This window comes from Formosa sp. F44, from assembly GCF_056238645.1.
This window is the reverse complement of sequence record NZ_JBWDLJ010000003.1, coordinates 485,011-510,925: the sequence shown is the minus strand read 5'-3', so window position 1 is coordinate 510,925 and position 25,915 is coordinate 485,011. Positions and strand designations below refer to the sequence as shown.

Annotated in this window: 27 protein-coding genes; 13 read left to right on the top strand and 14 right to left on the bottom strand. The window is 34.1% G+C overall.

What is annotated here, in order from left to right; all coding sequences use genetic code 11:
- Positions 1 to 54 precede the first annotated feature (54 nt).
- The 5 genes from AC0UBM_RS12205 (at position 55) to AC0UBM_RS12185 (ending at position 5,026) form a co-directional block, all read left to right on the top strand.
- A complete protein-coding gene (locus AC0UBM_RS12205; protein ID WP_475688788.1) occupies positions 55 to 1,047 on the top strand; it encodes a 2-hydroxyacid dehydrogenase in 993 nt (330 codons plus the stop codon).
- Positions 1,048 to 1,088: 41 nt separating this feature from the next.
- On the top strand, positions 1,089 to 1,460 hold the full coding sequence (locus tag AC0UBM_RS12200; RefSeq protein ID WP_414036766.1) for a VOC family protein: 372 nt from the start codon (positions 1,089 to 1,091) through the stop codon (positions 1,458 to 1,460).
- Positions 1,461 to 1,563: 103 nt separating this feature from the next.
- Positions 1,564 to 2,187: a hypothetical protein gene (locus AC0UBM_RS12195; RefSeq protein WP_475688787.1), complete on the top strand. Its 624-nt coding sequence runs from the start codon at positions 1,564 to 1,566 to the stop codon at positions 2,185 to 2,187.
- Positions 2,188 to 2,305: 118 nt separating this feature from the next.
- Complete coding sequence (locus AC0UBM_RS12190) at positions 2,306 to 3,721, top strand: SDR family oxidoreductase (RefSeq protein ID WP_434036924.1); 1,416 nt, start codon at positions 2,306 to 2,308, stop codon at positions 3,719 to 3,721.
- Between the two features lie 27 nt (positions 3,722 to 3,748).
- Positions 3,749 to 5,026 carry a cryptochrome/photolyase family protein gene (locus AC0UBM_RS12185; RefSeq protein WP_475688786.1) on the top strand — a complete coding sequence of 426 codons (1,278 nt, stop codon included), beginning with the start codon at positions 3,749 to 3,751 and terminating at the stop codon, positions 5,024 to 5,026.
- A 100-nt stretch (positions 5,027 to 5,126) separates the two neighbouring features.
- Here the strand turns inward: AC0UBM_RS12185 and AC0UBM_RS12180 are convergent, their stop codons facing one another.
- From AC0UBM_RS12180 to AC0UBM_RS12160, 5 genes are all read right to left on the bottom strand, one after another.
- Positions 5,127 to 5,585, bottom strand: a complete 459-nt coding sequence (locus AC0UBM_RS12180; RefSeq protein WP_414036814.1) for a sterol desaturase family protein — start codon at positions 5,583 to 5,585, stop codon at positions 5,127 to 5,129.
- Between the two features lie 2 nt (positions 5,586 to 5,587).
- On the bottom strand, positions 5,588 to 5,983 hold the full coding sequence (locus tag AC0UBM_RS12175) for a hypothetical protein (protein WP_434036926.1): 396 nt from the start codon (positions 5,981 to 5,983) through the stop codon (positions 5,588 to 5,590).
- Between the two features lie 55 nt (positions 5,984 to 6,038).
- On the bottom strand, positions 6,039 to 6,875 hold the full coding sequence (locus AC0UBM_RS12170) for a phytoene/squalene synthase family protein (protein ID WP_475688785.1): 837 nt from the start codon (positions 6,873 to 6,875) through the stop codon (positions 6,039 to 6,041).
- Positions 6,872 to 8,341, bottom strand: a complete 1,470-nt coding sequence (locus AC0UBM_RS12165) for a phytoene desaturase family protein (RefSeq protein WP_475688784.1) — start codon at positions 8,339 to 8,341, stop codon at positions 6,872 to 6,874. Before AC0UBM_RS12165 ends, AC0UBM_RS12170 begins: the two co-directional genes overlap by 4 nt.
- 115 nt (positions 8,342 to 8,456) lie before the next feature.
- Positions 8,457 to 9,473, bottom strand: coding sequence for a fasciclin domain-containing protein (locus AC0UBM_RS12160; RefSeq protein WP_475688783.1), 1,017 nt, complete (start codon positions 9,471 to 9,473; stop codon positions 8,457 to 8,459).
- Positions 9,474 to 9,622: 149 nt separating this feature from the next.
- Here AC0UBM_RS12160 and AC0UBM_RS12155 point away from each other — a divergent pair, with 149 nt between their 5' ends.
- Positions 9,623 to 10,528, top strand: a complete 906-nt coding sequence (locus AC0UBM_RS12155) for a MerR family transcriptional regulator (protein WP_414036758.1) — start codon at positions 9,623 to 9,625, stop codon at positions 10,526 to 10,528.
- A 6-nt stretch (positions 10,529 to 10,534) separates the two neighbouring features.
- Here the strand turns inward: AC0UBM_RS12155 and AC0UBM_RS12150 are convergent, their stop codons facing one another.
- Positions 10,535 to 11,263, bottom strand: a complete 729-nt coding sequence (locus AC0UBM_RS12150) for a DUF2490 domain-containing protein (RefSeq protein WP_475688782.1) — start codon at positions 11,261 to 11,263, stop codon at positions 10,535 to 10,537.
- Between the two features lie 322 nt (positions 11,264 to 11,585).
- Here AC0UBM_RS12150 and AC0UBM_RS12145 point away from each other — a divergent pair, with 322 nt between their 5' ends.
- Genes AC0UBM_RS12145 through AC0UBM_RS12135 form a run of 3 tightly spaced genes read left to right on the top strand, consistent with a single transcriptional unit; the run spans position 11,586 to position 14,278 of the window.
- Complete coding sequence (locus AC0UBM_RS12145) at positions 11,586 to 12,458, top strand: hypothetical protein (RefSeq protein ID WP_414036756.1); 873 nt, start codon at positions 11,586 to 11,588, stop codon at positions 12,456 to 12,458.
- A gap of 39 nt (positions 12,459 to 12,497) precedes the next feature.
- The gene (locus AC0UBM_RS12140; protein ID WP_414036755.1) at positions 12,498 to 13,232 is read left to right on the top strand and encodes a DUF2092 domain-containing protein; all 735 of its coding nucleotides are present in this window, start codon (positions 12,498 to 12,500) and stop codon (positions 13,230 to 13,232) included.
- A gap of 29 nt (positions 13,233 to 13,261) precedes the next feature.
- On the top strand, positions 13,262 to 14,278 hold the full coding sequence (locus tag AC0UBM_RS12135) for a DUF6515 family protein (RefSeq protein ID WP_414036754.1): 1,017 nt from the start codon (positions 13,262 to 13,264) through the stop codon (positions 14,276 to 14,278).
- An 87-nt stretch (positions 14,279 to 14,365) separates the two neighbouring features.
- On the opposite strand, the gene mnmL is transcribed toward AC0UBM_RS12135, so the two are convergent.
- From mnmL to AC0UBM_RS12120, 3 genes are all read right to left on the bottom strand, one after another.
- A complete protein-coding gene (gene mnmL, locus AC0UBM_RS12130; RefSeq protein WP_475688781.1) occupies positions 14,366 to 15,316 on the bottom strand; it encodes a tRNA modification radical SAM protein MnmL/YtqA in 951 nt (316 codons plus the stop codon).
- 90 nt (positions 15,317 to 15,406) lie between these two features.
- Positions 15,407 to 15,904 carry a MepB family protein gene (locus AC0UBM_RS12125; RefSeq protein WP_475688780.1) on the bottom strand — a complete coding sequence of 166 codons (498 nt, stop codon included), beginning with the start codon at positions 15,902 to 15,904 and terminating at the stop codon, positions 15,407 to 15,409.
- A gap of 75 nt (positions 15,905 to 15,979) precedes the next feature.
- Positions 15,980 to 16,741, bottom strand: coding sequence for a DUF547 domain-containing protein (locus tag AC0UBM_RS12120; protein WP_475688779.1), 762 nt, complete (start codon positions 16,739 to 16,741; stop codon positions 15,980 to 15,982).
- A 251-nt stretch (positions 16,742 to 16,992) separates the two neighbouring features.
- Between AC0UBM_RS12120 and AC0UBM_RS12115 the strand changes: the two genes are divergently transcribed.
- Both AC0UBM_RS12115 and AC0UBM_RS12110 read left to right on the top strand, forming a co-directional pair.
- On the top strand, positions 16,993 to 17,982 hold the full coding sequence (locus AC0UBM_RS12115) for a phosphotransferase (RefSeq protein ID WP_475688778.1): 990 nt from the start codon (positions 16,993 to 16,995) through the stop codon (positions 17,980 to 17,982).
- A gap of 2 nt (positions 17,983 to 17,984) precedes the next feature.
- Positions 17,985 to 18,947 carry a nucleoside hydrolase gene (locus AC0UBM_RS12110; RefSeq protein ID WP_414036749.1) on the top strand — a complete coding sequence of 321 codons (963 nt, stop codon included), beginning with the start codon at positions 17,985 to 17,987 and terminating at the stop codon, positions 18,945 to 18,947.
- 10 nt (positions 18,948 to 18,957) lie between these two features.
- Here AC0UBM_RS12110 and AC0UBM_RS12105 read toward each other — a convergent pair whose 3' ends face one another.
- The 4 genes from AC0UBM_RS12105 to gldB all read right to left on the bottom strand — a co-directional run bounded on the left by AC0UBM_RS12105 (position 18,958) and on the right by gldB (position 22,132).
- Positions 18,958 to 19,647, bottom strand: coding sequence for a DUF547 domain-containing protein (locus AC0UBM_RS12105; RefSeq protein ID WP_475688777.1), 690 nt, complete (start codon positions 19,645 to 19,647; stop codon positions 18,958 to 18,960).
- 140 nt (positions 19,648 to 19,787) lie between these two features.
- A complete protein-coding gene (locus AC0UBM_RS12100; RefSeq protein WP_475688776.1) occupies positions 19,788 to 20,606 on the bottom strand; it encodes an SdiA-regulated domain-containing protein in 819 nt (272 codons plus the stop codon).
- A 225-nt stretch (positions 20,607 to 20,831) separates the two neighbouring features.
- On the bottom strand, positions 20,832 to 21,167 hold the full coding sequence (gene gldC / locus AC0UBM_RS12095; RefSeq protein WP_414036746.1) for a gliding motility protein GldC: 336 nt from the start codon (positions 21,165 to 21,167) through the stop codon (positions 20,832 to 20,834).
- Positions 21,167 to 22,132, bottom strand: coding sequence for a gliding motility lipoprotein GldB (gene gldB, locus AC0UBM_RS12090; protein WP_475688775.1), 966 nt, complete (start codon positions 22,130 to 22,132; stop codon positions 21,167 to 21,169). The genes gldC and gldB overlap by 1 nt, the downstream gene beginning before the upstream one ends.
- 92 nt (positions 22,133 to 22,224) lie before the next feature.
- Here gldB and nadE point away from each other — a divergent pair, with 92 nt between their 5' ends.
- The gene (gene nadE / locus AC0UBM_RS12085; RefSeq protein ID WP_475688774.1) at positions 22,225 to 23,013 is read left to right on the top strand and encodes an NAD(+) synthase; all 789 of its coding nucleotides are present in this window, start codon (positions 22,225 to 22,227) and stop codon (positions 23,011 to 23,013) included.
- Between the two features lie 102 nt (positions 23,014 to 23,115).
- A complete protein-coding gene (locus tag AC0UBM_RS12080) occupies positions 23,116 to 23,742 on the top strand; it encodes a response regulator (protein ID WP_414036743.1) in 627 nt (208 codons plus the stop codon).
- On the opposite strand, the gene dnaG is transcribed toward AC0UBM_RS12080, so the two are convergent.
- On the bottom strand, positions 23,737 to 25,752 hold the full coding sequence (dnaG, locus tag AC0UBM_RS12075) for a DNA primase (RefSeq protein WP_475688773.1): 2,016 nt from the start codon (positions 25,750 to 25,752) through the stop codon (positions 23,737 to 23,739). The genes AC0UBM_RS12080 and dnaG overlap by 6 nt on opposite strands.
- Between the last annotated feature and the right edge of the window lie 163 nt (positions 25,753 to 25,915).

Here is a 25,915-nt window from a genome sequence, read left to right as displayed (position 1 = left end):
TCAAACAGGTTTTACGAATACCTATATTCTATAACTTTTTAAATCTTACCACAAATGAAAGTAGCCTTTTTCAGTACTAAATCTTACGACATTACCTCTTTCGAAAAACATAGTAACAGCGCTCACGACTTTACATTTTATGAAAGTACATTAAACACAAAAACCGTAAAACTAACTCAAGGATGCGATGCAGTATGTGCTTTTGTAAACGATCATTTACACGAACGTACGATTAAGATGTTGGCGGAATATGGCGTAAAATTAATTGCTATGCGATGTGCAGGTTTTAATAATGTAGATTTAAAAGCAGCCAAAGCCGCTAACATTAAAGTGTTACGTGTTCCTGCCTACTCCCCTATGGCTGTTGCCGAACATGCTTCGGCATTAATTTTAACCTTAAACAGAAAAACGCATAAAGCATATAACCGCGTACGTGAAGGTAATTTTTCTTTAGAACGACTTACTGGGTTCGATTTATATAATAAAACCGTTGGAGTGGTTGGAACTGGTAAAATCGGACAGTACTTTATTAAAATCATGCAAGGCTATGGCTGTAACGTTATTGCCTACGATCTTTACCCGAACGATGCCGTAAAAACTCTAGGCGTGAACTACGTTACTATGGACGAACTATTGGATAGATCGGATATTATTTCGCTTCACTGCCCATTAACAGAGGACACGCACCACCTTATTGGAAAAGAGGCGTTTTCTAAAATGAAAAAAGGGGCCATGTTAATTAATACCAGCCGTGGTGCTTTAATTGATACTAAAGAAGCTGTTGAAGCTCTAAAAAATAAGACTTTAGAATATTTTGGAATTGATGTTTACGAACAAGAAGAAAAACTGTTTTTCCGTGATTTATCAGAAAACATTATCATGGACGATGTAATCTCTCGTTTAATCTCTTTCCCTAATGTTTTAATTACATCTCATCAAGGATTTTTAACACACGAAGCCTTAGATAAGATTGCAGAAGTGACCATGAAAAACTTAACAGATTTTGAAAACGGTGTAGAAACTCAAAACGAAGTTGTTCTCAATTAAGTATATTTAACCCTACTTTACAAATCTTAAAAACTATTATCATGACACTAGGAGCGTTTTCCATCAGTTTAAATGTAAAAAATATAGAAGTATCTAAATTGTTTTATGAAACTTTAGGTTTTACCGTTTTTGGAGGCGATATAGAGAAGAACTACCTAATTATGAAAAATGGCGATACCTTAATCGGGTTATTTCAAGGCATGTTCGATACCAATATTTTAACTTTCAATCCGGGATGGGATCAAGATGCGAAAACGCTAGATGCCTTTAACGATGTTAGAGATATTCAAAAAAAACTTAAAGATCAAGGTATTACATTATCTTCGGAAGTAGACGAATCGTCTACAGGTCCAGGAAACATTATAGTTATGGATCCAGATGGCAACCCTATACTTATCGATCAGCACGTTTAGAACCCGCCAAACAAAATCAGTGTTAAATATTGCAAATCAATTACTTAAAACCAATCTGTTTACTAAATTGTAGATTATTAATTTACAATAGAAAACGGTGAGCATGAGGCGACATAATTTTTTACGAGTTGGTATTAAACACCTTCGTTTTTTACCTGTTTCTTTGGTTAGCTTATGCTGTTCTTTCGGCCTAATAGCTCAAAATTTAGAAGTAGAATCAGTAAAAAAAGAGGGGTACAATAGAGTTACAGGGGTATCAACTTTTAGTCCGTTAAATAATCTAACCTACATACAGCAGACTCTGGACACACAACATTTTGCTCTTGGTCACTTTAAAGTGCTTAGTAATGCCGTGACATTAGAACCTTTTGCTAACCTACAATTAACAGCTACAGGTGGCACAGTAGAACAACAATCGTTTTTTAGTCCGTTACCACCAAATATTCATCTGTATTATCGCGCCGAGATTTCTTATGCCATTTCAAATTATCTGCAACCCTATATGTACACGCAACATTTAAGTTCTTCTATAAATCAGAACCCAGGGATAGACAATGATAACTTACGTTTAAATCCGTTTTTTATGCAATCGGAAATTGGCACAGGTATAAAAACAGAAGTAAAAGGTTACTATATAGAGACAGGAGTTAGAACAATGACAAACCCAACTTTGGATAGTCAGACTTCGCAAACCCAAGTATTCTCTAAGTTAAGCACAAGATTCTAGACATGGTATTGAAGTAATATTATAACCGATAAGAGTTAAAAAAGCGTTGATTTTATCTTATCTTTATAAGACATTAATAATGACAAATTAGTCATTTACTCATATTTTATCCGGCTCTATGAAACTACTTTTAACAGGTGCTACTGGTTATATTGGCAAACGATTATTACCCGTATTAATCGCGCAGGGACATCATGTAGTGTGTGGAGTTCGCGATCCCAAACGTTTTAATCCGCCAGAATCTCTTATCGCCTCCATTAGTGTTATTACTATTGATCTTTTGGATGAAGCGAGTCTAGAAAATATTCCAACAGATATTGAAGCCGCTTATTATTTGGTACATTCCATGTCGGCATCTAGCGATTATCAGGATTTAGAGAAACAATCTGCCATATATTTTAGAGAGGCCATTAATAAAACCAATGCAAAGCAAGTTATTTACTTAAGTGGTATAGTTAATGGCGATCAATTATCCGAGCATTTAAATTCGCGACAAACCGTAGAGCACGAACTTAACAAAGGAACATACTTTTTAACCACGTTAAGAGCCGGAATAATTATTGGTTCAGGAAGTGCATCGTTCGAGATTATTAGAGATTTGGTAGAGAAACTCCCCGTAATGATTACCCCAAGATGGCTAAACACCAAATGTCAGCCTATTGGTATTACAGACGTTATTTCATTTTTATGCAAGGCCTTAAACCACAAAGAAACTTTTGGGAAAAATTTTGATATTGGCGGTCCTGATATATTAACTTATAAAGAGATGCTTTTACAATTTGCGGAAGCGCGCGGACTTAAACGCTATATCTATATTGTGCCTGTAATGACGCCTCGCCTGTCTTCTTATTGGTTATATTTTGTTACCTCAACTTCGTACAAACTTGCAATTGCACTTGTTAATAGTATGAAAGTTGAAGTCATTTGCAGAGACAACCGAATTAACGATATTCTAGACATTACACCAGTATCTTACAAGGAAGCCCTAAGTAAAGCCTTTAAAAAAATTGAAACCAACGAGATTATTTCCAGTTGGAAAGACGCTTTAAGTAGTGGTACCATGAATATAAATATGTCCGATTTTATACAAATTCCAACACACGGATGTTTTATAGACAAACGCGAGAAAGCATTTGCAAATAGAGACGAGGCTATCGATCGCATTTGGCGAATTGGAGGAGAAACCGGATGGTATTATGGAAATAGACTATGGAAATTAAGAGGCTTTGTAGATAAACTTTATGGTGGTGTAGGATTACGACGCGGACGTACGCATTTAGACGAATTATTCCCTGGTGATGCCTTAGATTTTTGGCGCGTTTTATATGCCAATAAAGAAGAAGGTCGATTACTTTTATTTGCCGAAATGAAACTTCCAGGTGATGCCTGGCTAGAATTTAAAATTAAAGACAATACTTTAGTGCAAACTGCAACATTTAGACCTGTAGGTTTATCTGGACGCTTATATTGGTATAGCGTATTGCCTTTTCACGGATTTATTTTTAAAAATATGCTAAATAGCATTACAGCATAAACACAACTTTTACAACCGATTTACTTTATGACACTTACCCTATTTTGGTTTCGACGCGACTTAAGATTAACAGATAATATAGGCCTTTTTGAAGCTTTAAAAAGTAACACTAATGTTCTTCCTATATTTATTTTTGATGAAAATATTTTAAATGAATTAGATGCTGAAGATGCTCGTGTTCAATTCATTCATGCCTCTTTAAAAGATATTAATAAGGAACTAAATACTTTTAAATCGTCTGTTTTATGTTTAAAAGGCAAACCCTTAGACATTTGGAAACAATTGGTTAAAGATTATACCATAGATGCTGTATACACCAATACCGATTACGAACCTTATTCTACAACGCGAGATGCAGAAGTTAAAGCCTTTTTAGCTGGAAGCAATATTGAATTTCATCAGTTTAAAGATCAAGTGATTTTCGAACCTAACGACGTTTTAAAACAAGACGGGAATCCGTATACAGTATACACACCATATAAAAATAAGTGGTTAGAACATTTTCAAGGTGTTTCTCTTCTTGATGGACCGCAATTTAAAAATTTACATCGGCACGTATTTGACTTCCCTAGCTTAGATTCCATCGGATTTAAATCGTCTTCTAAAGAAGTAAAATCCTTTAATCTAGAACAAATAGGCGAATATGCAAAGTTTAGAGATTTCCCAAACAAAGATATTGGTAGTTATTTAGGTCCACATTTACGTTTTGGAACAGTAAGTATTCGGGAAATTATTTCAAAATTAAAGCCGGAAGACAACACTTTCTTAAGCGAATTGGTATGGCGCGAATTTTTTACTCAAATTTTATTTCATTTCCCTAAAGTGGTTCATCACAATTTTAGAGATAAGTACGACGACATAGCGTGGCGAAATAACGAAGATGAATTTAAATTGTGGTGCGAAGGTAAAACGGGTTACCCAATGGTAGACGCAGGTATGCGCCAATTAAACCAAACGGGATATATGCATAATCGTGTGCGTATGGTTACTGCGGCATTCTTATGTAAACATTTACTAATTCATTGGACGTGGGGAGAGGCATATTTTGCAAAGCACTTATTAGATTACGAATTAGCATCTAATAATGGAAACTGGCAATGGTCTGCAGGAACAGGTTGCGATGCCGCCCCATATTTTAGAATTTTTAATCCGATTACACAGCTGGAAAAATTCGATAAAAATTTAGAATATGTAAAAACATGGATTCCCGAATTTGGCACCGATGCCTATCCTGACCCTATAGTAGATCATAAAGAAGCTAGAGCACGTGCTTTGGAAACGTATAAAGTTGGAATGCGAAATTAATTCGAAATAGAAGAATCCCTTAATATTGTATAGGATTAAAATGTAGATACGTTTTTATAATCTAAAGCGAAAACTATGAGAGAAAGAGAAAATTGTTCACTTATTTCTTATACTGCTTATGATACTTTTTAGGGACATTTAACATACCAAAACACTCTCCATCTTCCTTACCTAAGTGCTTATGATGTACTTTGTGCGCTTTTCTTAGTCCGATTAAGTATTTATTTTTAGTCTTACTAAACCACTTAAAGCGCTGATGTATTAAAACATCGTGGACTAAAAAATAAGCGATACCATAAAACATAATTCCCAAACCAATAAAAAATAAAACATTTAGTTCTGGATTGATACCGAAATAGAGTAATGCAATACTAGGAATGGCAAAAATGACAAAAAATATATCATTCTTTTCGAACACATGTGGGTATTTGGGCTGATGATGGTCGGCATGTAAATACCATAAAAAACCATGCATAATATATTTATGCGTTAACCACGTTATGCCTTCCATAACTAAAAAGGTGGCTAGAGTAACACCAATATATATTAAAATCTGCATCATTATTTATTTGAATGTTTTTTAATATTAAACAACATAATCTTCTTATAGTCTTCTGTTAAATTCGCAGTTTCTATATGCTTATTCACAAACGCCCGATCTTCGTCGATATTATCATAATTTAAAAAACTTGGTGCGTTAAGCTGACAAAGTAATCGAACGTAACGTCCTTCTATATTATTTGGGTTCTCGCTAATAAAATCTTCTAAAACCTTTTTGCCTTCTTTAAAGTGATTTAATTTTCTAAATGGCCAATTTGTAAATTCTGCTTGTCGCATAATGGCCGACGCCAAATACGGTAATTTAAATTCACAATTTACATTATCCATTTCGTCTATAAACAACATGAGTTCATCTTCCGTGAGGATCGCATGAAAATCGGCCCTTACTTCGGGCATGTCGCTACAGTTGCTTTGAGGATTCACAGTTAAAAAAAGTATTATAAGTAGGGTTTTAAATAACATTGAGTTTATATCTTATATATGCTTTGGTTAAAATAACCAATTTTAACGGATTTGAGATACGAATTCGCTCATATAATAAAGTTTTTGAATCTGCACGCTTTAATTTATGAAGCAATTTTAAATAATATTTATAAGCTAAATAAACACCTAACCGGCTTTCCATAGGTAATTGCACAATACCTTTATAGGCTTCATCGAAATCCGATTCGATATCTTTTATAATATCTTCTTTAGCCAAATTAGTCAGTCCATTTTTATTCACATTTGGAAAATACGAACGCCCAAGAATCTCAGTATCGTCTTTTATATCTCTTAAGAAATTTACTTTTTGAAATGCAGAACCTAAATATTTGGCAGCACCTTTTAAGGCATTAAATTGGGCCTCGTCATTGTTTACAAACACGCGCAAACACATTAAACCTACAACATCTGCAGATCCATAAATGTAATTCTTGTAAGCTTCATCGGTATCGTATTCTGTAACCTTTAAATCGCATTCCATACGTTTCAGGAAATCATCGACATAGGTTTGCAGATTATAATTTCTAACTACCTCTTGAAACGCGTTTATAATGGGATTTAAACTTATTTTACGTTCTAGAGCTTTGTGATAATCGGCAACAAATTCATAAAACAACTCTTCTTGTTCATAGCCTTCAAAAGAATCTACAATCTCATCTGCATAGCGCACAAAACCATAAATGGCATAAATATGTGGTCTAATTGAGGGTGCAAACAATTGAATACCCCAAGAAAATGAAGTACTATATTCTTTAGTAACAATCTTACTACATTTTAAACTAGAGGTATCGAAAAGTGCTTTCATGATTTAGAATATTTTGAAATTAATTCGCTTACAATTTTCCCTGAAATTAATGATGGAGGTACGCCTGGTCCTGGCACAGTTAATTGTCCGCAGAAATATAAATTATCTACTTTTTTACTCTTTAATTTTGGACGTAAAATATGGGTTTGCAATAACGTATTTGCCAATCCGTATGCATTCCCTTTATAAGAATTATAATCGTCTTTAAAATCGTTCACACAGTACGATTCTTTAAATAATATATGAGACCTAACGTCGCTACCAATGGTATCTTCTAATCGGGTCATTAGTTTATCGAAATACTTTGCTCTTATCTCTGGCGTATCTTCTAAATCTGGAGCAATAGGCATTAAAAATATTCCCGCTTCTTTTCCTTCTGGGGCAGCAACTGCATCTGTCTTACTCGGAAAACTCGCATAAAACAAAGGTTTCTCTGGCCATGTTTTGGTATCGTAAATGGTTTCGGCATGTGCTTCGAAATCGGTATCGAAAAACAAAGTGTGATGAGTAACGTGGTCTATAGGCTTATCGAAGCCTACAAAAAACAATAAGGCAGAAGGGGCAAATGTTTTCTTATCCCAGTATAATTCCGAGTACTGTTTAAAGGCTTCTGGAAGTAAGGTTTCGGTATGGTGATAGTCGGCACCACTTAATAAGATATCGCAAGGATAATCTTGCTGTGTAGTTGTTACACTTTTAACCTGCTTACCATCTAAATTAATAGCTGTTACAGATCTGTTAGTTTCGAATTTCACACCTAGACTCAATGCTAATTTTTCTATACCTTTTACAACTTCGTACATACCACCCATAGGATGCCAAGTCCCGAGTTCGAAATCGGCATAGTTCATAAAATTATAAAACGAAGGTGTATTGCTTGGTTTTGCGCCTAGAAACAACACTGGAAATTCTAATATTTTTTGAAGTGACTTGTTCTTTACATAACCAGCCACCTGATTTTTTATTGTTTTTATAAATGCTCCCGATTTGGTAATGGTTTCCCAATTAACAATCTCGAAAACACTTTCGCCTGGATTATAAACTAGGTCTTTAATTGCAATATTATAGTTGTCTTCAGACTTTTTCATGAATTTCTGAAGCGCTTTACCGCTATTGGGTTCTATAGTTTCGAACGTAGATTTAATTTTTTCTAAATCATCTTCTATGGTGATAGATTCGTCTTTATTAAAATAGACTTTGTATGCTGGATTTAATTTCTTTAATGCATAAAAATTGGTTGTAGAGGTTTTAAAATCGTTGAAAAAAGATTCAAAAACATCGGGCATCCAGTAAAACGTAGGACCAATATCGAATACAAAACCATCCTTTTTAAACTGTCTTGCACGACCACCTATGGTATCGTTTTTTTCGAGTATGGTAACATCGAAACCAGCTTGTGCTAAATAACAGCTTGCTGATAAGGATGAAAATCCAGAACCCATTATTATTACTTTTTTCTTCTTCATTTGAATTTAAAACTTAGACTTAAAATAATCTGACAACGGAAAAAAATTGCCGTTGCCAGATTAACTACTAACCAACCTATGTATTTTTAATGTAATTTAATAAATTAATTTCTAATTAGTTAGGTAAAAGCACACGATCTATAATATGAGCTACACCATTAGAGGCTACAACATCTGCCGCAACAATATTAGATTGTCCTCCAGTCGCATCCTGAATAACATAAGTAGATCCCGAGGCCACTAAATTTAAATTATTTCCTGAGAAAGCAGTTTCTACAGAGGTTTCAGATAAATCAGCTGCATAAATTTCTGTAGGCACTACGTGATACAGTAAAATGTTTTTTAATAATTCCATTTCTTCTGCAGTATCAAAATCGTCTAAACTATTAAAATCTTCTCCTAAGGCGTCTAGTAAAGCCACAAAAGCATCGTTAGTTGGTGCAAATACAGTAAATGGACCTTCACTATTTAAAGTGTCTACTAAATCGGCCTTAATTACGGCTGCTTGTAAAATAGATAAGTTATCATTTCCAACTACAACTTCTACTAAAGTTTGAGCGTTAAGCATATCAATAATGGCTTGAGGTAGCAAAATTTTGTCTATAATATGAATCACTCCATTTGAAGCTTCAATATCTGCAGTCGTTACCATCGCGGCATTTTCTGTAGCATCTTCTAAATGTACACCATTAGACAAGTCTACCATTACTGTTTCTCCTTGTACAGTGGCTACTTCTTGATTATCTGAAAGCTGATCAGAAGTTACGGCTGCTCCAGCAACAACATGGTATTGTAAAATTGTAGTTAACATCGCTTTACCTTCCTCTGTATCAAAATCAGATAAACTATTAAAACCATCTAATTGAGTTAATAAGTCTACGAAAGCCTGATTTGTTGGTGCGAATACTGTAAACGGTCCGTTACCACTTAAAGTAGATACTAAATTACTGTCTGTTCCCGTATCGGCTAAAATTAATGCAGAAACTAAATTACTAAGCTCTGGAGTGTCTTGAGCCATTTCTACAATATTACGGTCTTCCATCATTACATCATTATTATCGTCGTCGTTATCACAAGCCACAATAATAAATAAGCTAAAAAAAGCTACTAGGTATTTAAAATTTGTTTTCATGTCTATCTTTTTTATTGTTAAAGTTATACAAATCTATATATTATATTTTATTTGTCCAACTTAATTTAAAATAAATTAGACAAATGAATTTTAACATAATTTCTGTTACGCGTTATTTTTGTTTAACTTTGCCCAACAAATACTTAAACATGAGTAATTATACTATGGCGCAAATAGTGTCTTTAACAGGCATTAAATCGCACACATTAAGAAAATGGGAAAGTCGTTACAACTTTCTAGAACCACAACGAACAGATACTAATATTAGATACTATAGTGATGAGCAATTAAAAAAACTACTGAATATTAGCATTTTAACTCGTAATGGATTCAGAATATCTAAGATTGATAAGATGTCTGAAACTGAAATTAATGAGGAGGTTTCTAAAATTGTATTGATTGGCTCGTCTGAAGATGAGGTTAGCGCTTTAATACTTAGTATGATTACTTTAAATGAAGACGAGTTTGACGCCACTATAAATGCCGAAATCCTTAGAACGGGCTTAATTAGTACAATTACTGGACTTATTTACCCATTTTTAGCTCAGGTGGGCGTGCTTTGGGGCGCTAATAAAGTGATGCCCGCACAAGAACATTTTATTTCGAACTTAATTAGACAAAAAATATTTTCGGCTATAGAATTATTACCCAAACCATTACCTAACGCTCCAAAAGTTTTACTCTTTTTACCAGAAAACGAAAATCATGAATTGGGATTGTTACTGGCCTCTTATATTGCGCAAAACATAGGCTGGCGCGCCTACTATTTAGGACAAAATGTACCGAATGAAAATATTAAAATGGTTGTAGATATTACACATCCAAACGTCATGGTAACCATGTTTACCACACATACTAAGAAATCTGTAGAATCTAGACTTAAAGGATTAACGGACGAATTAGACATTCCTATAATTGTTTCTGGGTATATTGAAAACCCTGAAGATTTAAAATTAATATCAGAAAACATTCATTATTTATTTAAACCAGATGAATTTATTCCGCTTTTAAAAGACATTGAAGCTAAGCATTTAGTAGATAATGCTTTAAATTAGACTTTATTATTTGAATGTTTTAATAATTCTGAAGCGAAAAACAATATCGTTAGTTCGCGTTAGTTTATCGCCTCCATTAACTACATTGTCCTCATTCGTATAGTGATAAGCTAAGCTACTTTCTATTTTAAAATCGGGATTAAATTGATATCCCAAACCTGGAGTTACACGAATTACATCATTAAATTGAGAGGTACTAACCATATTAAAGAACCCTTCTAAAGCCACAGGTATGTAAAAACCTTCTCCTTCTCCAAACAGAATACCTTCTAAATTAAAGACTGCCTGAACTTGATATCTAAAACGCAAACCAAAAAACTGGTTGTTAGGATCGTTAGAAAACACTAAGCGCTCTTCAAACCTAAATAACTGTTTAAAAACAACTCTAGGACTTACATTTACTGCCAGTTGGTAACCCTGAAAAGGTCTAACCTCGAAAGAGCCATAATCTTCACTATCATTTGTAGTTAAAAAAAACAAGGCGGTTCCAAAAAGTAACTTTTCGTTATGCTTAAACTTTTTAAAGATGAGTTTGTCGAAATTTTTCTCGAACGACCCTTTTAAAATTATACGGTGCCAACTTTTTGGCATAATGGTTCTATAACCAATATTTCCTATAAATTTCTGACCATCCCCCATATTCCAAGAAGGGTCAAAATCAAACCAGACTTGTTGCGTAAACTCGCTATCGTCTGTAACAGTATTCTCTTGTTCTTGTGCCTTTAGCTGTTGCATAGAAAGTACAAAAACAACACTTAAAACGCTCCTTAAAACCAAAGGGCTACATACCCATTTAAAGGATCTCACTATATCTGCTAATCTATTAAGCATTACATTTCATTTGCCAGAGCATTAAAAAACAATATATTTTTAGAATATTTAAAAATATAAAAACAAGTCGCAAAACTACTTAAGATTTCATTAATTTTAAAACAATAAAATCATTTGGCCTTTAACATTCAGTTTGCGTTAATTCGTCCAAAACGTTAAGAATTCCTTAAAAAACTAAATATTTAAATTATATTTATCCCGATTTAAACTCTTAACCATAAAACTTATGAATTTAAAAAGCGCCTTTTTTAGCTTTATATGTTTCATTTTTGTGTCTCAGCTTTCTGCTCAAGTAACGACCACAACCACTGTTTCGGCAAACAGTACGGACATTAGTCTGAACTTAGATTTAGAGGCTGTATCTTCTGCTTTTGGCGAATCTAAGGATTTAGAAGATTTCGAAAAAAAATTAAACGATCCCGAAGCTAAAATTTCAAATTTAGATTTAAATGAAGATGGAGACGTCGATTATTTACGTGTAGTCGAAGTTTCAGAAAAACAAACCCACGTTATAACAATTCAAGCGGTAATAGCGAAAGATCAATTCCAAGATGTAGCAACTATAGATGTAGAAAAATCGGGAGAAGACACTACAGTATTAGTTACTGGAGACGAATATATTTATGGTGCTAATTACTACATTGCTCCTTTTTATAATGTAGTCCCTCCTATTTATGGATGGTTTTGGGGCCCATATTATAATCCATGGATGTCGCCTTGGTATTGGGGATTTTATCCGCCATACTTTAGACCATGGAGACCCTTCCCACCTCATATATATCACAACAATGTGCATGTGCATATTAATAACCATAACCGCTACCATCGCGATCATTTAAAACGTAACCATAGAGCAAAACACTTACAGAAATCGGTGAGCCATAAAGATCTTCAGAAGAAATTTCCTAACAAATCTTTTAAGGATCGTAACTCTGGAATGACTAACAAACGTGATTTTAACTCTAGTACTAAAGCACGCTACAACCAATCTAATTTTAACAAAATAGACCGATCTAGATCTACACGCCCTATTAGCCGACCAACATACTCTAGACCAATGACTAGACCTGCAGGTAGATTTAGTGGCTTTAGACGATAATATTAGAACCAAACACTATAATTAATAAACATGAAAACAATGAAAAAATACCTAACATTATTTGTTCTTAGTATTTTGCCTTATGCCATGATGGCGCAAAATGAAGAAAAGCAAATTGATCTTGATGCTATATTGCTTTTTGATCAAATGGGAGAGGCCATTGGAGAATTAAGTTCAGTATCCTTTCACTTAAGTACGACAAACGAAGTTTTAAATGCAGACAAAAAAGTGGAAACAGCATACAACGAGTGTGATGTTAAAATGGTAGGTCCAGATAAAATGGTAGTAAAACAACATAGTAAAGATAAGCACAGTGCTTACTACTATAATGGTGAAGTGATTACCTATTATTCTTTTAAAGAAAACAACTACATTACTGTTGATGCTCCGAATAACATTATCGACATGATTGATTTCATGCATGATAATTTCTCTATGGATTTCCCTGCAGCTGATTTTTTCTATCCAACTTTTACAGACGATATCATAGAAAACTTTAATTCTATTACCTATGTAGGTTTAGATTTATTAGGTGGCGAAGAATGTAACTTAGTAAAAATTGAAAATGAAAATGTAAGTGTACAAATCTGGATTTCTGCAGAAGCACACACCCTTCCAAAGCAATTTGAAATTACTTACAAAAAGAAGGACAATTTAAAGTTTAAAGGCACTTTTAGCGATTGGCAACTTAACCCTGAATTACATTCAGATATTTTCCAATTTACGCCTCCAGCAAGTGCACGATTAATTAGCGTTTTAATTGCTCAATCTTAAAACCAACTAAAAAATTAAAAACATATCTCATGAAAATTCAAAATATACATACTCACATAAAAATAGGTTTAGTGGTGCTTTTATTGGCATTCTTAAATCCTATAGATTTACAAGCACAACGTTTTAACCGTGGTGGCGGTGGCGCTTCTAGAGGTGGAGCAACAGCTCATCGTTCTACGCCTTCAAGATCAATAAGCAAACCTAGTACGTCTGCTTCACGTTCTCGTTCTAACTCTAGTATTAATGGCGGATTTAATAAATCGTCTTCACGTAATCTTCCTAAAAAATCAACTGCTACGAAATCGAAATTACCTTCGAAAACGACAAATTCAGGGATTAAGTCTAAGAATACTAATATAGGGAATAAGAAAACATCTAATATTGGAAACAAAAAAACATCTAATATTAAAAACAAATCTGGAAACAAGGTTAATGTTAAAAACAATAACGTAAATATTAATGTAAATAACAGCAGACACAATACCGTTAACAGAAGAAATACAGCTGTTAGACATAGCCCTGTACGTTACAACCGTCCGCCTTACCGTTACGGAGGTCGCGGATATTACTGTCACAGACCATACTACTACCACCCATACCGTCCGTTTTACTGGGGACCAATGTGGCACCCATGGGGTTACTTTATTACTACTTTAGCGACTACAGCTATTATTGTTAGTGTAGAGAATCAAAAATACCACTATGACAATGGAGTGTATTATGTAGCCGAAAATGATGGTTATACAGTTGTACAAGCTCCTGTTGGTGCAACGGTACAAACATTACCTAAAGAAGCAGAAACCGTAGAAGTAAATGAGACCACAAATAACTATTACTATGGTGGTGCATACTACGAAAAAAGCGATGAAGGTTACACTGTAGTACCTGCAACTGCTGGAACTATTGTACCAAGCTTACCAGAAGGTGGTGAAGAAACTAAAATTGGAGATCAAACATATGTTCAATTTGGAGACACGTACTACCAACCCGTACAAGTAGATGGTAAAGACATGTACGAAATTGTAGAAGTTAAAGACGAAGAATAATTCGTTACCTATTAAAATACCAAAGGCGCTTAAATTTAGTTTTAAGCGCCTTTTTTTTATTTACTTTTCTAAGTGCTAATCCACGAATTAGCAGACTACCAAAGATTCTTTTTTATAAAACTGGCCTTGCCAAGTATTGCGTTCTGCCAGTTTACGATCTATTGTATTCACAATTTCAAAGTTCTTGAGGCCGTCCCATTTAGGAGCTATAAGTAATTCCTGAGGCGACTGACTAATAAAGCGTTCTATAATTATATCCGGCCTAAGCACACTAATAAACTCGGCGATAAACTCAATATATCCATCTTGAGTGAACAAATCAAATCGTTCAGGATTGTGCTTGTTTTGGTGAGCCATAACTGTACCCTTTACTATTTGTAAATGATGTAGTTTTAAAGTATCAATAGGCAATTCTGAAATTATTTTGGCATGTTGTAATAAATCTACTCTAGACTCTCCTGGCAATCCCATAATAAGATGAGCACCTAAATGCAACCCCTTGTTTTTACATCTCTCGTAAACAGCAATAGTGTCTTCGAAAGTGTGGCAACGATTCACGCGTTTAAGTGTTCTGTTTAAGGTGCTTTCAATTCCGAATTCTAAAGCAATATAATGTGTTTTAGCCAATTGAGACAAGTAATTTATTATCACATCAGAAATGCAATCTGGGCGTGTGCCTATTACTAAACCAATCACTCCAGGTACACGAAGCGCTTCATCGTACATGGCCTTTAAAGAATTAAAATCGGAATACGTATTGGTGTAAGCTTGAAAATAGGCTAAATATTTTTGCGTTTTATTCCGTTTAGAAAATCTAGAAATGCCTTCTTCTAACTGCGAAGTAATACTGCGATCGGGTTCGCAATAGTCTGGATTAAATGTGTTGTTGTTACAATAAGTACAACCACCATAGCCTTTAGATCCGTCTCTATTTGGACAAGAAAAACCAATATCTAATGATATTTTTTGAACGCGTTCGCCAAAAGTTAATTTTATAAACGAGGAATAATCTAAATACCGTTTGCCTGTAATTTGCATAAAAATTAAAATAAAGGCAAAACTAGCAAGATTCTATAACGTAAAATATGACATAAGTCTTACTTCAAAAAGAATATAATCTTCAGCGTTCTATCTATCAAAAGCATACATGCTTTTCGCTAATTTAAAATCAGTAGAACATTCTAAGGGTATAAAATAATCCAATTGCCAAGCTTGAGTCCGTTTGGCTTGAGCATTTGTTGCGGTATCCCAAGGCGGATACACTCGAAACCCCCGTTTACCTTCCTTGGCTTTAGACGACACCAAACCCTTAGCAATTCCAACAGTTTTAGGAATAACGAACTGTCCCGATTGCTCACCTTTAGACACGTTAATTACATAAAAATCGAAAGCATCATTTTCAGAAAAGGGTTGTGTAATACCTTCCGAATTTCTATTCCAAAACGTTACAAATTGCCCTACTTTTTTAGGTGTAATTTTTGCCGTTCTGCATAAAACACGGGCTCCATTTAAATTAAACCGACACGCCTCGTATTGCATGCCTTCTTTTTCTGTTTCAAAATGAGACAGCTCTAAATCTGCAGGAACATATAGTGATTTTTGTATGTGGTTTATAGTGGGAGTCATGTAGCAAATGGAATTAAAAGCAAGATAACTCCTTAAATTGCAGTATAAAAATGCTCGAACTGTATCTAAGCCTAATTAGTTATTTAAACTCCAGTTATAATCTTTATAAGTCACTTGGGCATTGTCATTAATTTTAACCGTACTGTAAGTATTAAAAAAATCGATGATGCCTTCCGCTTCAAAATCTTCTGCAAACCATTCAAAAATCTTAGAAATTTCGATAGCTTCCTTCGTTATTGTATTTTTCGTAGTATCATTAACAAAACGATAGGACGCTACTTCTAATTGGGCATCTAAACGATCTGCAGTATAGGCTTCATTTAATAAAATTGGGCAAGAATAAGACGCACAGTTTATAGCAAAATGAATGCGAGGTTCGTCTACCTTACGAAGTATATTATGTTCTATATAGCCTAAACTATACGTTTTATTGTCAATAATTATAAATGTTTTATCCCAAGGATCTTGAATATCTGTTATACTTTTAACGCCAGGATTATCTAAAATTAGCTGAACAGTAAACGCATTATACGCGTTAATCCAATAGGCTAACGTTTCTTTTTCAGACCAAAATTCTGAAGGTGCATTAGATTTTAAAATATTAAGATAATCGTGCAGTGCTTTCTCATCGGTTTTAAACCCTTTATAATCAACCTTACCTTCTTTGGTAACATATTTAGAAAGTAACGCTGTCCACTGCGCATGATCTACCGCTATTACAGCTTTATAATCATTATCTACACAGCTTGTAAAAGCATTGCAACCTACATTTATCTCGTTGTTTCTAGAGAAGCCAATTACAGGTATAAAAAGTAAAAATATAAAGAAGTGTTTCATGAAAGTGCTTTATTAAAAAGACGAAAAACATAACCTTTACTAACAATTATGAGTTTTATATGACTAAAATAGTAATCCTAAAGCATATCCACATTAAAAGATGCATCAAATTATGAAAATAGATAAAAGACACTCAAGATTTTTATAATGTTAGGAACAAATAAATGTTACGTCTATCTTGTAGATAATAAATTCCTGAGCTAAAATTCCGCTTCTGTTAGGAATTGAATTTTAAATAATAACCGTTAACTATGTTTATATTACATGCTAGTGAGCCGGATAATTTGGCACATTACTTAAAAAAGAATGATTGGATCTCTAAGGATGCGACCTTATTATCTTTGACCAAAGCTGGCGAAGGAAATATGAATTGCGTGTTGCGAGTAACCACAAATACGGACTCGTTTATTATAAAACAGTCTCGTGGGTATGTCGAAAAATATCCTGAAATAAAAGCTCCAGAAAATCGTGTGCTTACCGAGGCAGAATTTTACACAAAAATAAGTACTGCTCCAAACCTTGGAGATCGGATGCCAAAGATATTAGGTTTAGACCCTACAAATAATATTATGCTTTTAGAAGATTTAGGACATGCTAATGATTTTAATCTCATTTACAAATTAGACCAAAGTATATCTAATGACGACATCACTGTTCTAGTGCATTATTTAAATGAATTACACCAACAGTTTTCTAAATTAGAAGCTAATGATGAATTGGCGAATTTAGAAATGCGAAAATTAAATTACGAACATATTTTTCACTATCCGTTTTTAAAAGACAACGGATTCGATTTAGATACCATCCAGGAAGGTCTACAAGCGTTAGCTACACCTTATAAAAACGATGCTATACTTAAGGAAAAAGTAGAATGGCTCGGAACACATTATATGGCAAACGGGCACTACCTCCTGCATGGCGATTATTATCCAGGAAGCTGGCTACAAACAGCAGATGGCATTAAAATTATCGATCCAGAATTTTGTTACTACGGTTTAAGAGAATTCGATTTAGGGGTGTTTATCGCACATTTACATTTATCAAATCAGAATCCAAGCATAATCGATAAAATTGCGACAGAATATAATAATTACCATGAACTAAACCCGGCCATTCTAAATGGTTTTATTGGTGTAGAAATTATGCGTCGCCTTATCGGACTGGCACAATTACCATTGCAATCTGATTTAAAAGACAAACAAAAACTATTAGCATTCGCTTATCAATTAATAACAAACTAGAGATGAAATTTTACGCAATTATATTTTTTATACTAATCAGTAGCAGTATCACGGCGCAGACTAAGGTTTGGTTCGACACAGATATTATGATAGGCATGCCAGACAAACGCCCTCGTGAAGTAGACGATGGGATTACATTAATTATGGCCCTAAAACAACCACAAATCGAGATTGTAGGAATAAGTAATATTACCTATGTAGACTATGGTTATGATGTATTAAACAAAATTTTAAATTGGCATAATAAAGGCGAAGACATCCCAGTATATAAGGGTTCTAATTTGGCTAACGATTTAGGAACCGAAAACGATGCCACCAGAGCGCTATACCAAGCTTTAAAAAAGGAAAAACTGACCATATTAGCGCTCGGGCCAATGACTAATATTGCGACTTTAGTAAAAAATCATCCGGATATTATTCCGCAAATAGAGCGTGTTGTTATTTGTGCCGCACGAACTCCAGATTTACCATTTAATCCAGGACACGGAAAACTTAATCTTTTCGATTATAATTATGAGTTTGACACCGCATCTATGACCACGCTCCTAAACACCGATATTCCTTTAGAATTTGCAGGATACGAGCCAAGTTCTTATACCTTTATTGGTAATGTAGATTTAGCGAGTTTAGACTTAACAAACGAAGCCGATAAATGGTTATTTGATATCGTACAACCTTGGATGGAAGTAAATGAAGACCTTTTTGGTATTCGCGGTTTTATTCCTTTCGATTGCTCCACATTGGGTGTAGTAACGCATCCAGAATATTTCACATATTATGAAAACATTCCAATACAAGAAACGTATAAAAAGAATGATGCTTTAGTAATCCAGCCAGACACACCTTCTAAAAAATTCTTAGAAGTGTCTTACGATTTTAAATCTAAAAGGACAGTAAAATATGCTCGTCGTGCTTTATTAGGCTTTGAGGAAAAAATTCTAGAGACTTTGAGTGCTACAAAATAATTAGACCAGTCTAAACATAATTCTCTAGCTGAGGTTCCCAGCTATAACTGTTATATTTAAGAGCATAGGAATTATTTTCTATGCTCAATACAGTTTTTAACATATGTCGCACACCTTTTAATCCGCCAAAGTCTCCTTGATACCAGAACAACAGCTTTGAGGTCAGTATGGTTTTTGTTTCACTTTTAACAGTAGTTTCCGAAGATAGAAAAGCATACATCGCATCATCAAGTTGCTGATCTAGTTTATCTAAGGTGTAGAAAGCGATAGGCGGACAACTTTTCGCGCCACAATTTAATGCAAAATGAATACGATAATCGACAGCACGAACAGCTAATTTTTTAATTAAAGGCGCAACAAATAGATTTGGCAAATATCCTAAACTCTTTTTCCATCGGTATTTTCTTAAAATACCATGCTCAATATCGTCTAAACTAAAATGCGTTCGTGCAATTGTAATGGTTTTAACCTTAAAGATGTGCTTGCCTTGCGTATGATCGCGACCTGCTAAAATCTGAAAATAGGCATTGTAAATATTTATCCAAAACGTATTCTTTTCTTGATCTGTAGATAACTGAGAATACAATTCTGTTAAAGCCATACGACTTAATTCATGCTCGATATCACTGCTATCTTTTTTCATTTTTACACATAGCAACAAGGTTTCAGATAAGGTTAGCAAACTTTTAAAAGGCTTCATAGACTCCAATTCAACAAGGCATTTAAAATCTAAGTATTGCACTTTAATAATCGAACAAACGCTGTGCTCACTAGCAAAACTTACAATTCCCAAATACCGATTTCCAGATTAGTCGGAAGAAAAATTAAACTTGACTCTTTTTATTCTATAAAATCGAATTTTAAAATATTACCTCGATCTTTCTTGCCTTCATTAGAAATATACAAATCGCCATTCTCGGTAAAAAAGATGCCTTCTGGCTGTATAAAGTGAGGATAATCTAAAGTGTATTTATTTAAGATTTCGCCATCGGTATTCATTTCAACCATAAGTTTTCCAACCGACGAAATAACAAATAACGTATTGGTTTTAGGGTGCATTGCTAAACCACTCGGAGCAAAATCGTGTTTCTTATTATCGAACTTAAAATCGTCCTTAGAAATGGTATATACCGGAGTTTTGTTTAAAGTATGCGTTTGTAAATCAAACTCGTATATTACATTTTTATCGTCGCCATCAATTTCTACTTCTTCTTTACAAGCGATTAATAACCTATTATTTTTTTCATCGAAATAGAGACCTTCGGTATCATATTTTTCAGATAAAAATGTTTTATATTTTTCTACTTTAGGTTTCTTTTTAAAATCCTTAATCTGGTAAATTGTTCCATTAGATTTAAGTACATATACAATGTTTCCATGAATGGCTAAATCTTCATAATCCCCATCTTTTCCAAACTTATAGCTATCTTCTACTTCTTTTGTATTTAAATTATACGCATATAATTTACCCTCTTCATCGTTTATACTTAATATCTCAGGAAAATCTAAAATTGAAATCCCAGAAATCTCAACCAATTTCTTAGGCATCTCCCAAACATTCGATGGCTTATTTAAACGGTATTTTGTAAAGATTTCTGGTTGAGATTTAGAATGATCGCAGGTTATAAAAAAGAAAAGAGAAATAATATATTTAAACATAGTAAGGAGTTTAAAATTAGGATTTGTAATGTAAATTTAGTGTTTACTTCTTGAAGAGAAAACTAAGCAATATAAAATTAAAAATATAGCTTTAGGTAAAAGTCGTATAGAACTGTTTACGCATTTTATCATAAGAGGAGCAAACGGATTCTTTATGGATTTTAGAAACTAAAAAAGCGAAGATAAATTTATATCTTCGCTTTTTTATATGTCGTAAGTACAGGATTATTTCTTGTTTATTTCCAATTTTTCGGCAAAATAATCGCAAAAATCTTTCATTGTTGCCGTCATTTTTTCATCTTGAGTTGCACGTTTAAAGGTATCGCTCATAGCCACTAAAGTTTGATGAAAAAACACTTTCATTTCGTCTACAGGCATATCTTTAGTCCATAAATCGATACGCAACGACTCTTGAGCTTTACTATCCCAAACCGAAAGCATCATCGCCTTAGCCTCTTCATTTTTAATACCACCATCTTCTGCTGTCCAATTTAATTTTTCTGGAACACGGTTGTCGTCTAATTCTACTGTTAATTCTATCGTTGATTTATTAACTGCCATTATTTTCTAGGTTTAAATTTTGAATGATTAAAAATATCTTCAGAACTCATATTTAGCATGTCCTTAAAAGATACTTCGCTATTGTTATTCATATACGCTTTTACAATTTGCCAGCCCAAATACACGCCTATTTTAGGTGGCGATTCGTTATCGATTTCGGCCAAATAAAACTTAGAGAATGGTGCTGGATTGATAAAACGTCCTGGTAATTTTGAATCTGTACTAAACAATAATTCTCGCTCTACAAAGTACTGCCAAATATAGGACTCGTTAGTTTCGGCCCATTTTAATTCCTCTGGTGTATATTCTATTTTTTCTGCATCGGTTTTAAACGGAATCATAAGATCTTTAAAATATAGACGTTTTCCTCCCGCAATCATTTCATCTAAAAGCGTCTTATTTTTAACGGGTAATAGATACCGATTTGCATACGCATCGGCTAAATCTACTACAATCTGCTCTTTGCGAAATCCTGCTCTAATATATTCTTGCACGCCTAGATAAAACTCATGTTCTGGTCCTAAATAGGTATCTAAAGCAATTAAATCTATAGAATCTGTAACGATGACTTTATTGCGATAATCTACATACGAGGTGGTGCTAATAACACGTGGTGCTTTAAACGTTGGGTAGTAAAATTTTAAATGCTGAAATAATGAAGAAATTTCTGCTTCTACATCTTCTAAAGATGGGTAGGTTTTAATTACGGCTTGAGATAATTCTTGCTGCAACGTATCCTGAATTTTATCCATCCAAAAGGCGTCAGGATACGATTTTGAAAACATAAAAGGATAATTCGTCTTTAAACCTTCTAAATCGTCGGGAGTTGCTTGAGAAAACTTGATGTCGAAACGCTCGATAGTTACCGGCATTTCAATATTTGAAATTTCATCGGTTACTTTACTATCATTTTTACAAGAAACTACAGTGATTATTACTAAAAGGAAAAAACTTAGATATTTCATATAAAACTAGATGCCGTTAATTTTTATAACTTAAACGTTTCGTTTATTTTTGTTAGGCAAAGGTAAGATTCTTTGTATTAAATCCTCGAAAAATGCAAACAGAAAAAATTGTAGATCACATCGTTAATTGGTTAAAAGAATATGCCGTAAATGCCAAAGTAAATGGTTTTGTAATCGGAATTTCCGGCGGGATTGATTCTGCCGTAGCCTCTACATTATGTGCCCTTACAGGTTTAGATGTTTTATGTATAGAAATGCCTATTCACCAAGCACCCAGCCATGTGTCTAGAGCCGTAGAACACATAAAACAACTTAGCGATAGATTTGACAATGTTAGAGATACACGAGTAGATTTAACTCCTGTTTTTGAAAGTTTTAAAACCGAAGTCTCTTTAGAAGGAAAAGAAGCCACAGTAGCTATGGCACTAGCAAATACAAGAGCCCGTTTACGCATGTCGACCTTATACTACTACGCTGGATTACAAGGCTTATTAGTTGCTGGGACAGGAAATAAAGTAGAAGATTTTGGGGTAGGTTTTTACACAAAGTACGGAGATGGTGGTGTAGATTTAAGTCCGATAGCCGATTTAATGAAATCTGAAGTTTACGCCCTTGCAAAAGTTTTAAATGTACCAAATTCTATAATTGAAGCCGCGCCAAGCGATGGTTTATTTGGAGATGCAAGAAGTGACGAAGATCAAATTGGAGCATCTTATCCAGAATTAGAATGGGCTATGGATATGGCAGACAAAGGGAAAACAGCCAACGATTTTTCGGGACGAGAAAAAGAAGTTTTCACCATATATAAACGATATAATACCAGCAACAAACACAAAATGGATCCAATTCCAATATGCTCAATACCAAATAATTTGAGATAAAATACCGCTTTAAACAAATACTTTTTTTATATTTACAGTGACTGGGTTCAAAATCGAATCTGTTGCCCCAACAGTCTTATTTATATTTAAAACATCTAAATTATGATTAAACTGCTGGTAGCCGATCATCACCCTATTATTAGAAAAGGGTTAGAATTATTATTTTTAACATCGCCTGTAATCCAAGTTGAAGGCGGTGTAGACGATGGAGAATCCATTTTTAGTTTCCTAAAAAACAACAGCATAGACATTTTAGTCTCTGAAATTGACTTGCCTAAACTAAATGGAATTACTGCTTTAAGACGTTTAAAAAAGGAATATCCTAATGTAAAAGTCTTAATTTTTAGCACACATCCAGAAGACGTTTACGCCATGAGCGCTATTAAAGCTGGTGCTTCTGGATATATTTCTAAAACAGCCAACATCTTAACACTTCGCGAAGCCATCCTTAAAATTAATCAAGGTGGTATTTATTTAAGTAACGACCTCACTCACCGCTTGGCATTTGGAGAACGTGTAAACAGAACAGGATCTTTCTATAAAAAATTATCTACCCGCGAGGTTGAAGTTTTAAAACTACTCTCTACAGGAAAGAAAAATAAAGAAATTGCAAAAGAATTAGACATTAACGAAAAAACAGTAAGCACCTATAAAGCGCGTTTAATGAAAAAACTGAATGCCTCTAACTTAGTCGATTTACTTAACCAAGCAAAGTTATTAGAATCATAACACACGGGTTAGCTTTCTAGATAACAACATTTTAAGTCCGTAATAATCTTTAACTTCCTCAAGAATATTTCGATTAGTATCATGCTTGTTTTCTAAAGTTGATTGTTGAAATTCTAGTACTTTCTGATCAATTAAAAAACAACGTAAACTTAAAATAGTCTCACTTACTAATTGCGCGACACTTTCTGTTTTCGATTTAGGAAAGATATTATTACGCTCCCAATCGTGTAATGTATGTCTTTCATCTTCCATTAGTATACTAGTGATTTCTTGAGACAAATGCTGGTCTACCGTATTCACAAATTGCTCTAAGACAAAATCCGGATTCAGATTTAATTTTTCAATAATAGCATAATAAAGCGTTTTAAACGTCTCGTTCCCAAACTGCATTTCATCTTCTTGAAGATCCAAGAAAATTTTCTCGAATACTTTAGCTTGTTGCACTACGGGCTCTAATTCTAAATCGCCTTTTTCATTTTCTTTTAAAATTAAATCTTCAAAATCCTCTTCTCTATTTCCATAAAGCAATAGAATTTCAATAATTTTTCGTTCTAAGATATATTGTACATCAACCTTATTATTAGGTTGATCTTCATTTCTTATCACTTCAAAAAAATCTGGAGGTGGCTCTTGGCTACTACCATAGCCACCGCCTCCATAACTACCACCGTTGCTACTGTTACTGCTTCCACCAGATGATTTTTTAGAATCTTTACTTCCCATTTGGGCTAAAGAACTAAACAACACAGATTCGCTAATATCCATAATTCTAGCACATTCTTGCAGATACACTTCCTGCTTTATGCGGTCTGGAATTTTAGAAATACTCTGTATAATATCTCGAATGGTTTCTGCCTTTTTTATCGGATCGTTATTTGCTTCCTGAACCAATAAGCCTGCTTTAAACTGAATAAAATCTTTAGCATTTTCTTCTAGGTAAGCGCGCAGTTCTTCTTCGGTATTCTGTCTTGCAAAACTGTCAGGATCTTCCCCCTGCGGGAAGGTACACACACGTACATTCATCCCTTGTTCTAGAATTAAATCTATCCCACGAATGGAAGCACGCATTCCTGCAGCATCGCCATCGAACAACACCGTAATATTTTTTGTTAATCTATTTATTAATCGAATCTGTTCTGGCGTTAAAGCCGTTCCAGAAGAAGACACTACGTTAGTAATCCCCGTTTGATGAAACTGAATTACATCGGTATATCCTTCGACTAAAAAACAATTATCCTCTTTGGCAATACTTTGCTTGGCGTGATAAATTCCGTAAAGCACTTTACTTTTATAATAAATCTCACTTTCTGGTGAGTTCATGTACTTAGCAGCCTTCTTATCATTGGTTAAAATACGTCCACCAAATCCTAAAACGCGCCCGCTCATACTCTGAATAGGGAACATAACACGACCTTTAAAGCGGTCGAAGTATTTCTCCCCTTTTACGATAGTTAGTCCTGTTTTTTCTAAAAATTCTAACTTATAACCTTTTTTTAAAGCCTCGTCCGAAAATCCCTGCCACTCGTCTAACGAATACCCTAAACCAAATGCCTTAATCGTTTCTGGCGTAAACCCACGTTCTTTAAAATAACTTAAACCAATAGCCTGACCAGCATCGGTTTTATGCATAACTTTCTGAAAATGGGTATTGGCAAACTCACTAACCAAATACAAACTTTCGCGTGTATCTTGTTTTTCTTTTTCTTCGTTAGTTTGCTCGGTTTCTTCAATTTCTATCCCGTATTTTTTGGCTAAATATTTAATAGCTTCAGGATAGGTAAAATGCTCGTGTTCCATTAAGAAGGCCACAACGTTCCCTCCTTTGCCACTAGAAAAATCTTTCCAAATTTGCTTTACTGGAGAGACCACAAAACTTGGAGAACGCTCGTCACTAAACGGACTCAAACCTTTATAATTACTACCTGCTTTTTTTAGCTGCACAAAATCGCCAATAACTTCTTCTAATCGGGAAACTTCAAATACGGTGTCTATGGAAGATTTTGAAATCAATGAAATAGGGTTTTAAATGATGAAAATTATGATGCAAATATATTTAATTCTTATTAGGATACTCAGCTTAATCTGGTCATAAAAATTAAATTATTATTTCTTACTTAGAATGAGCTACTAAGCTCTTTTTCTAATAAAATCGTGCTCTAATTCTAACAGAAAA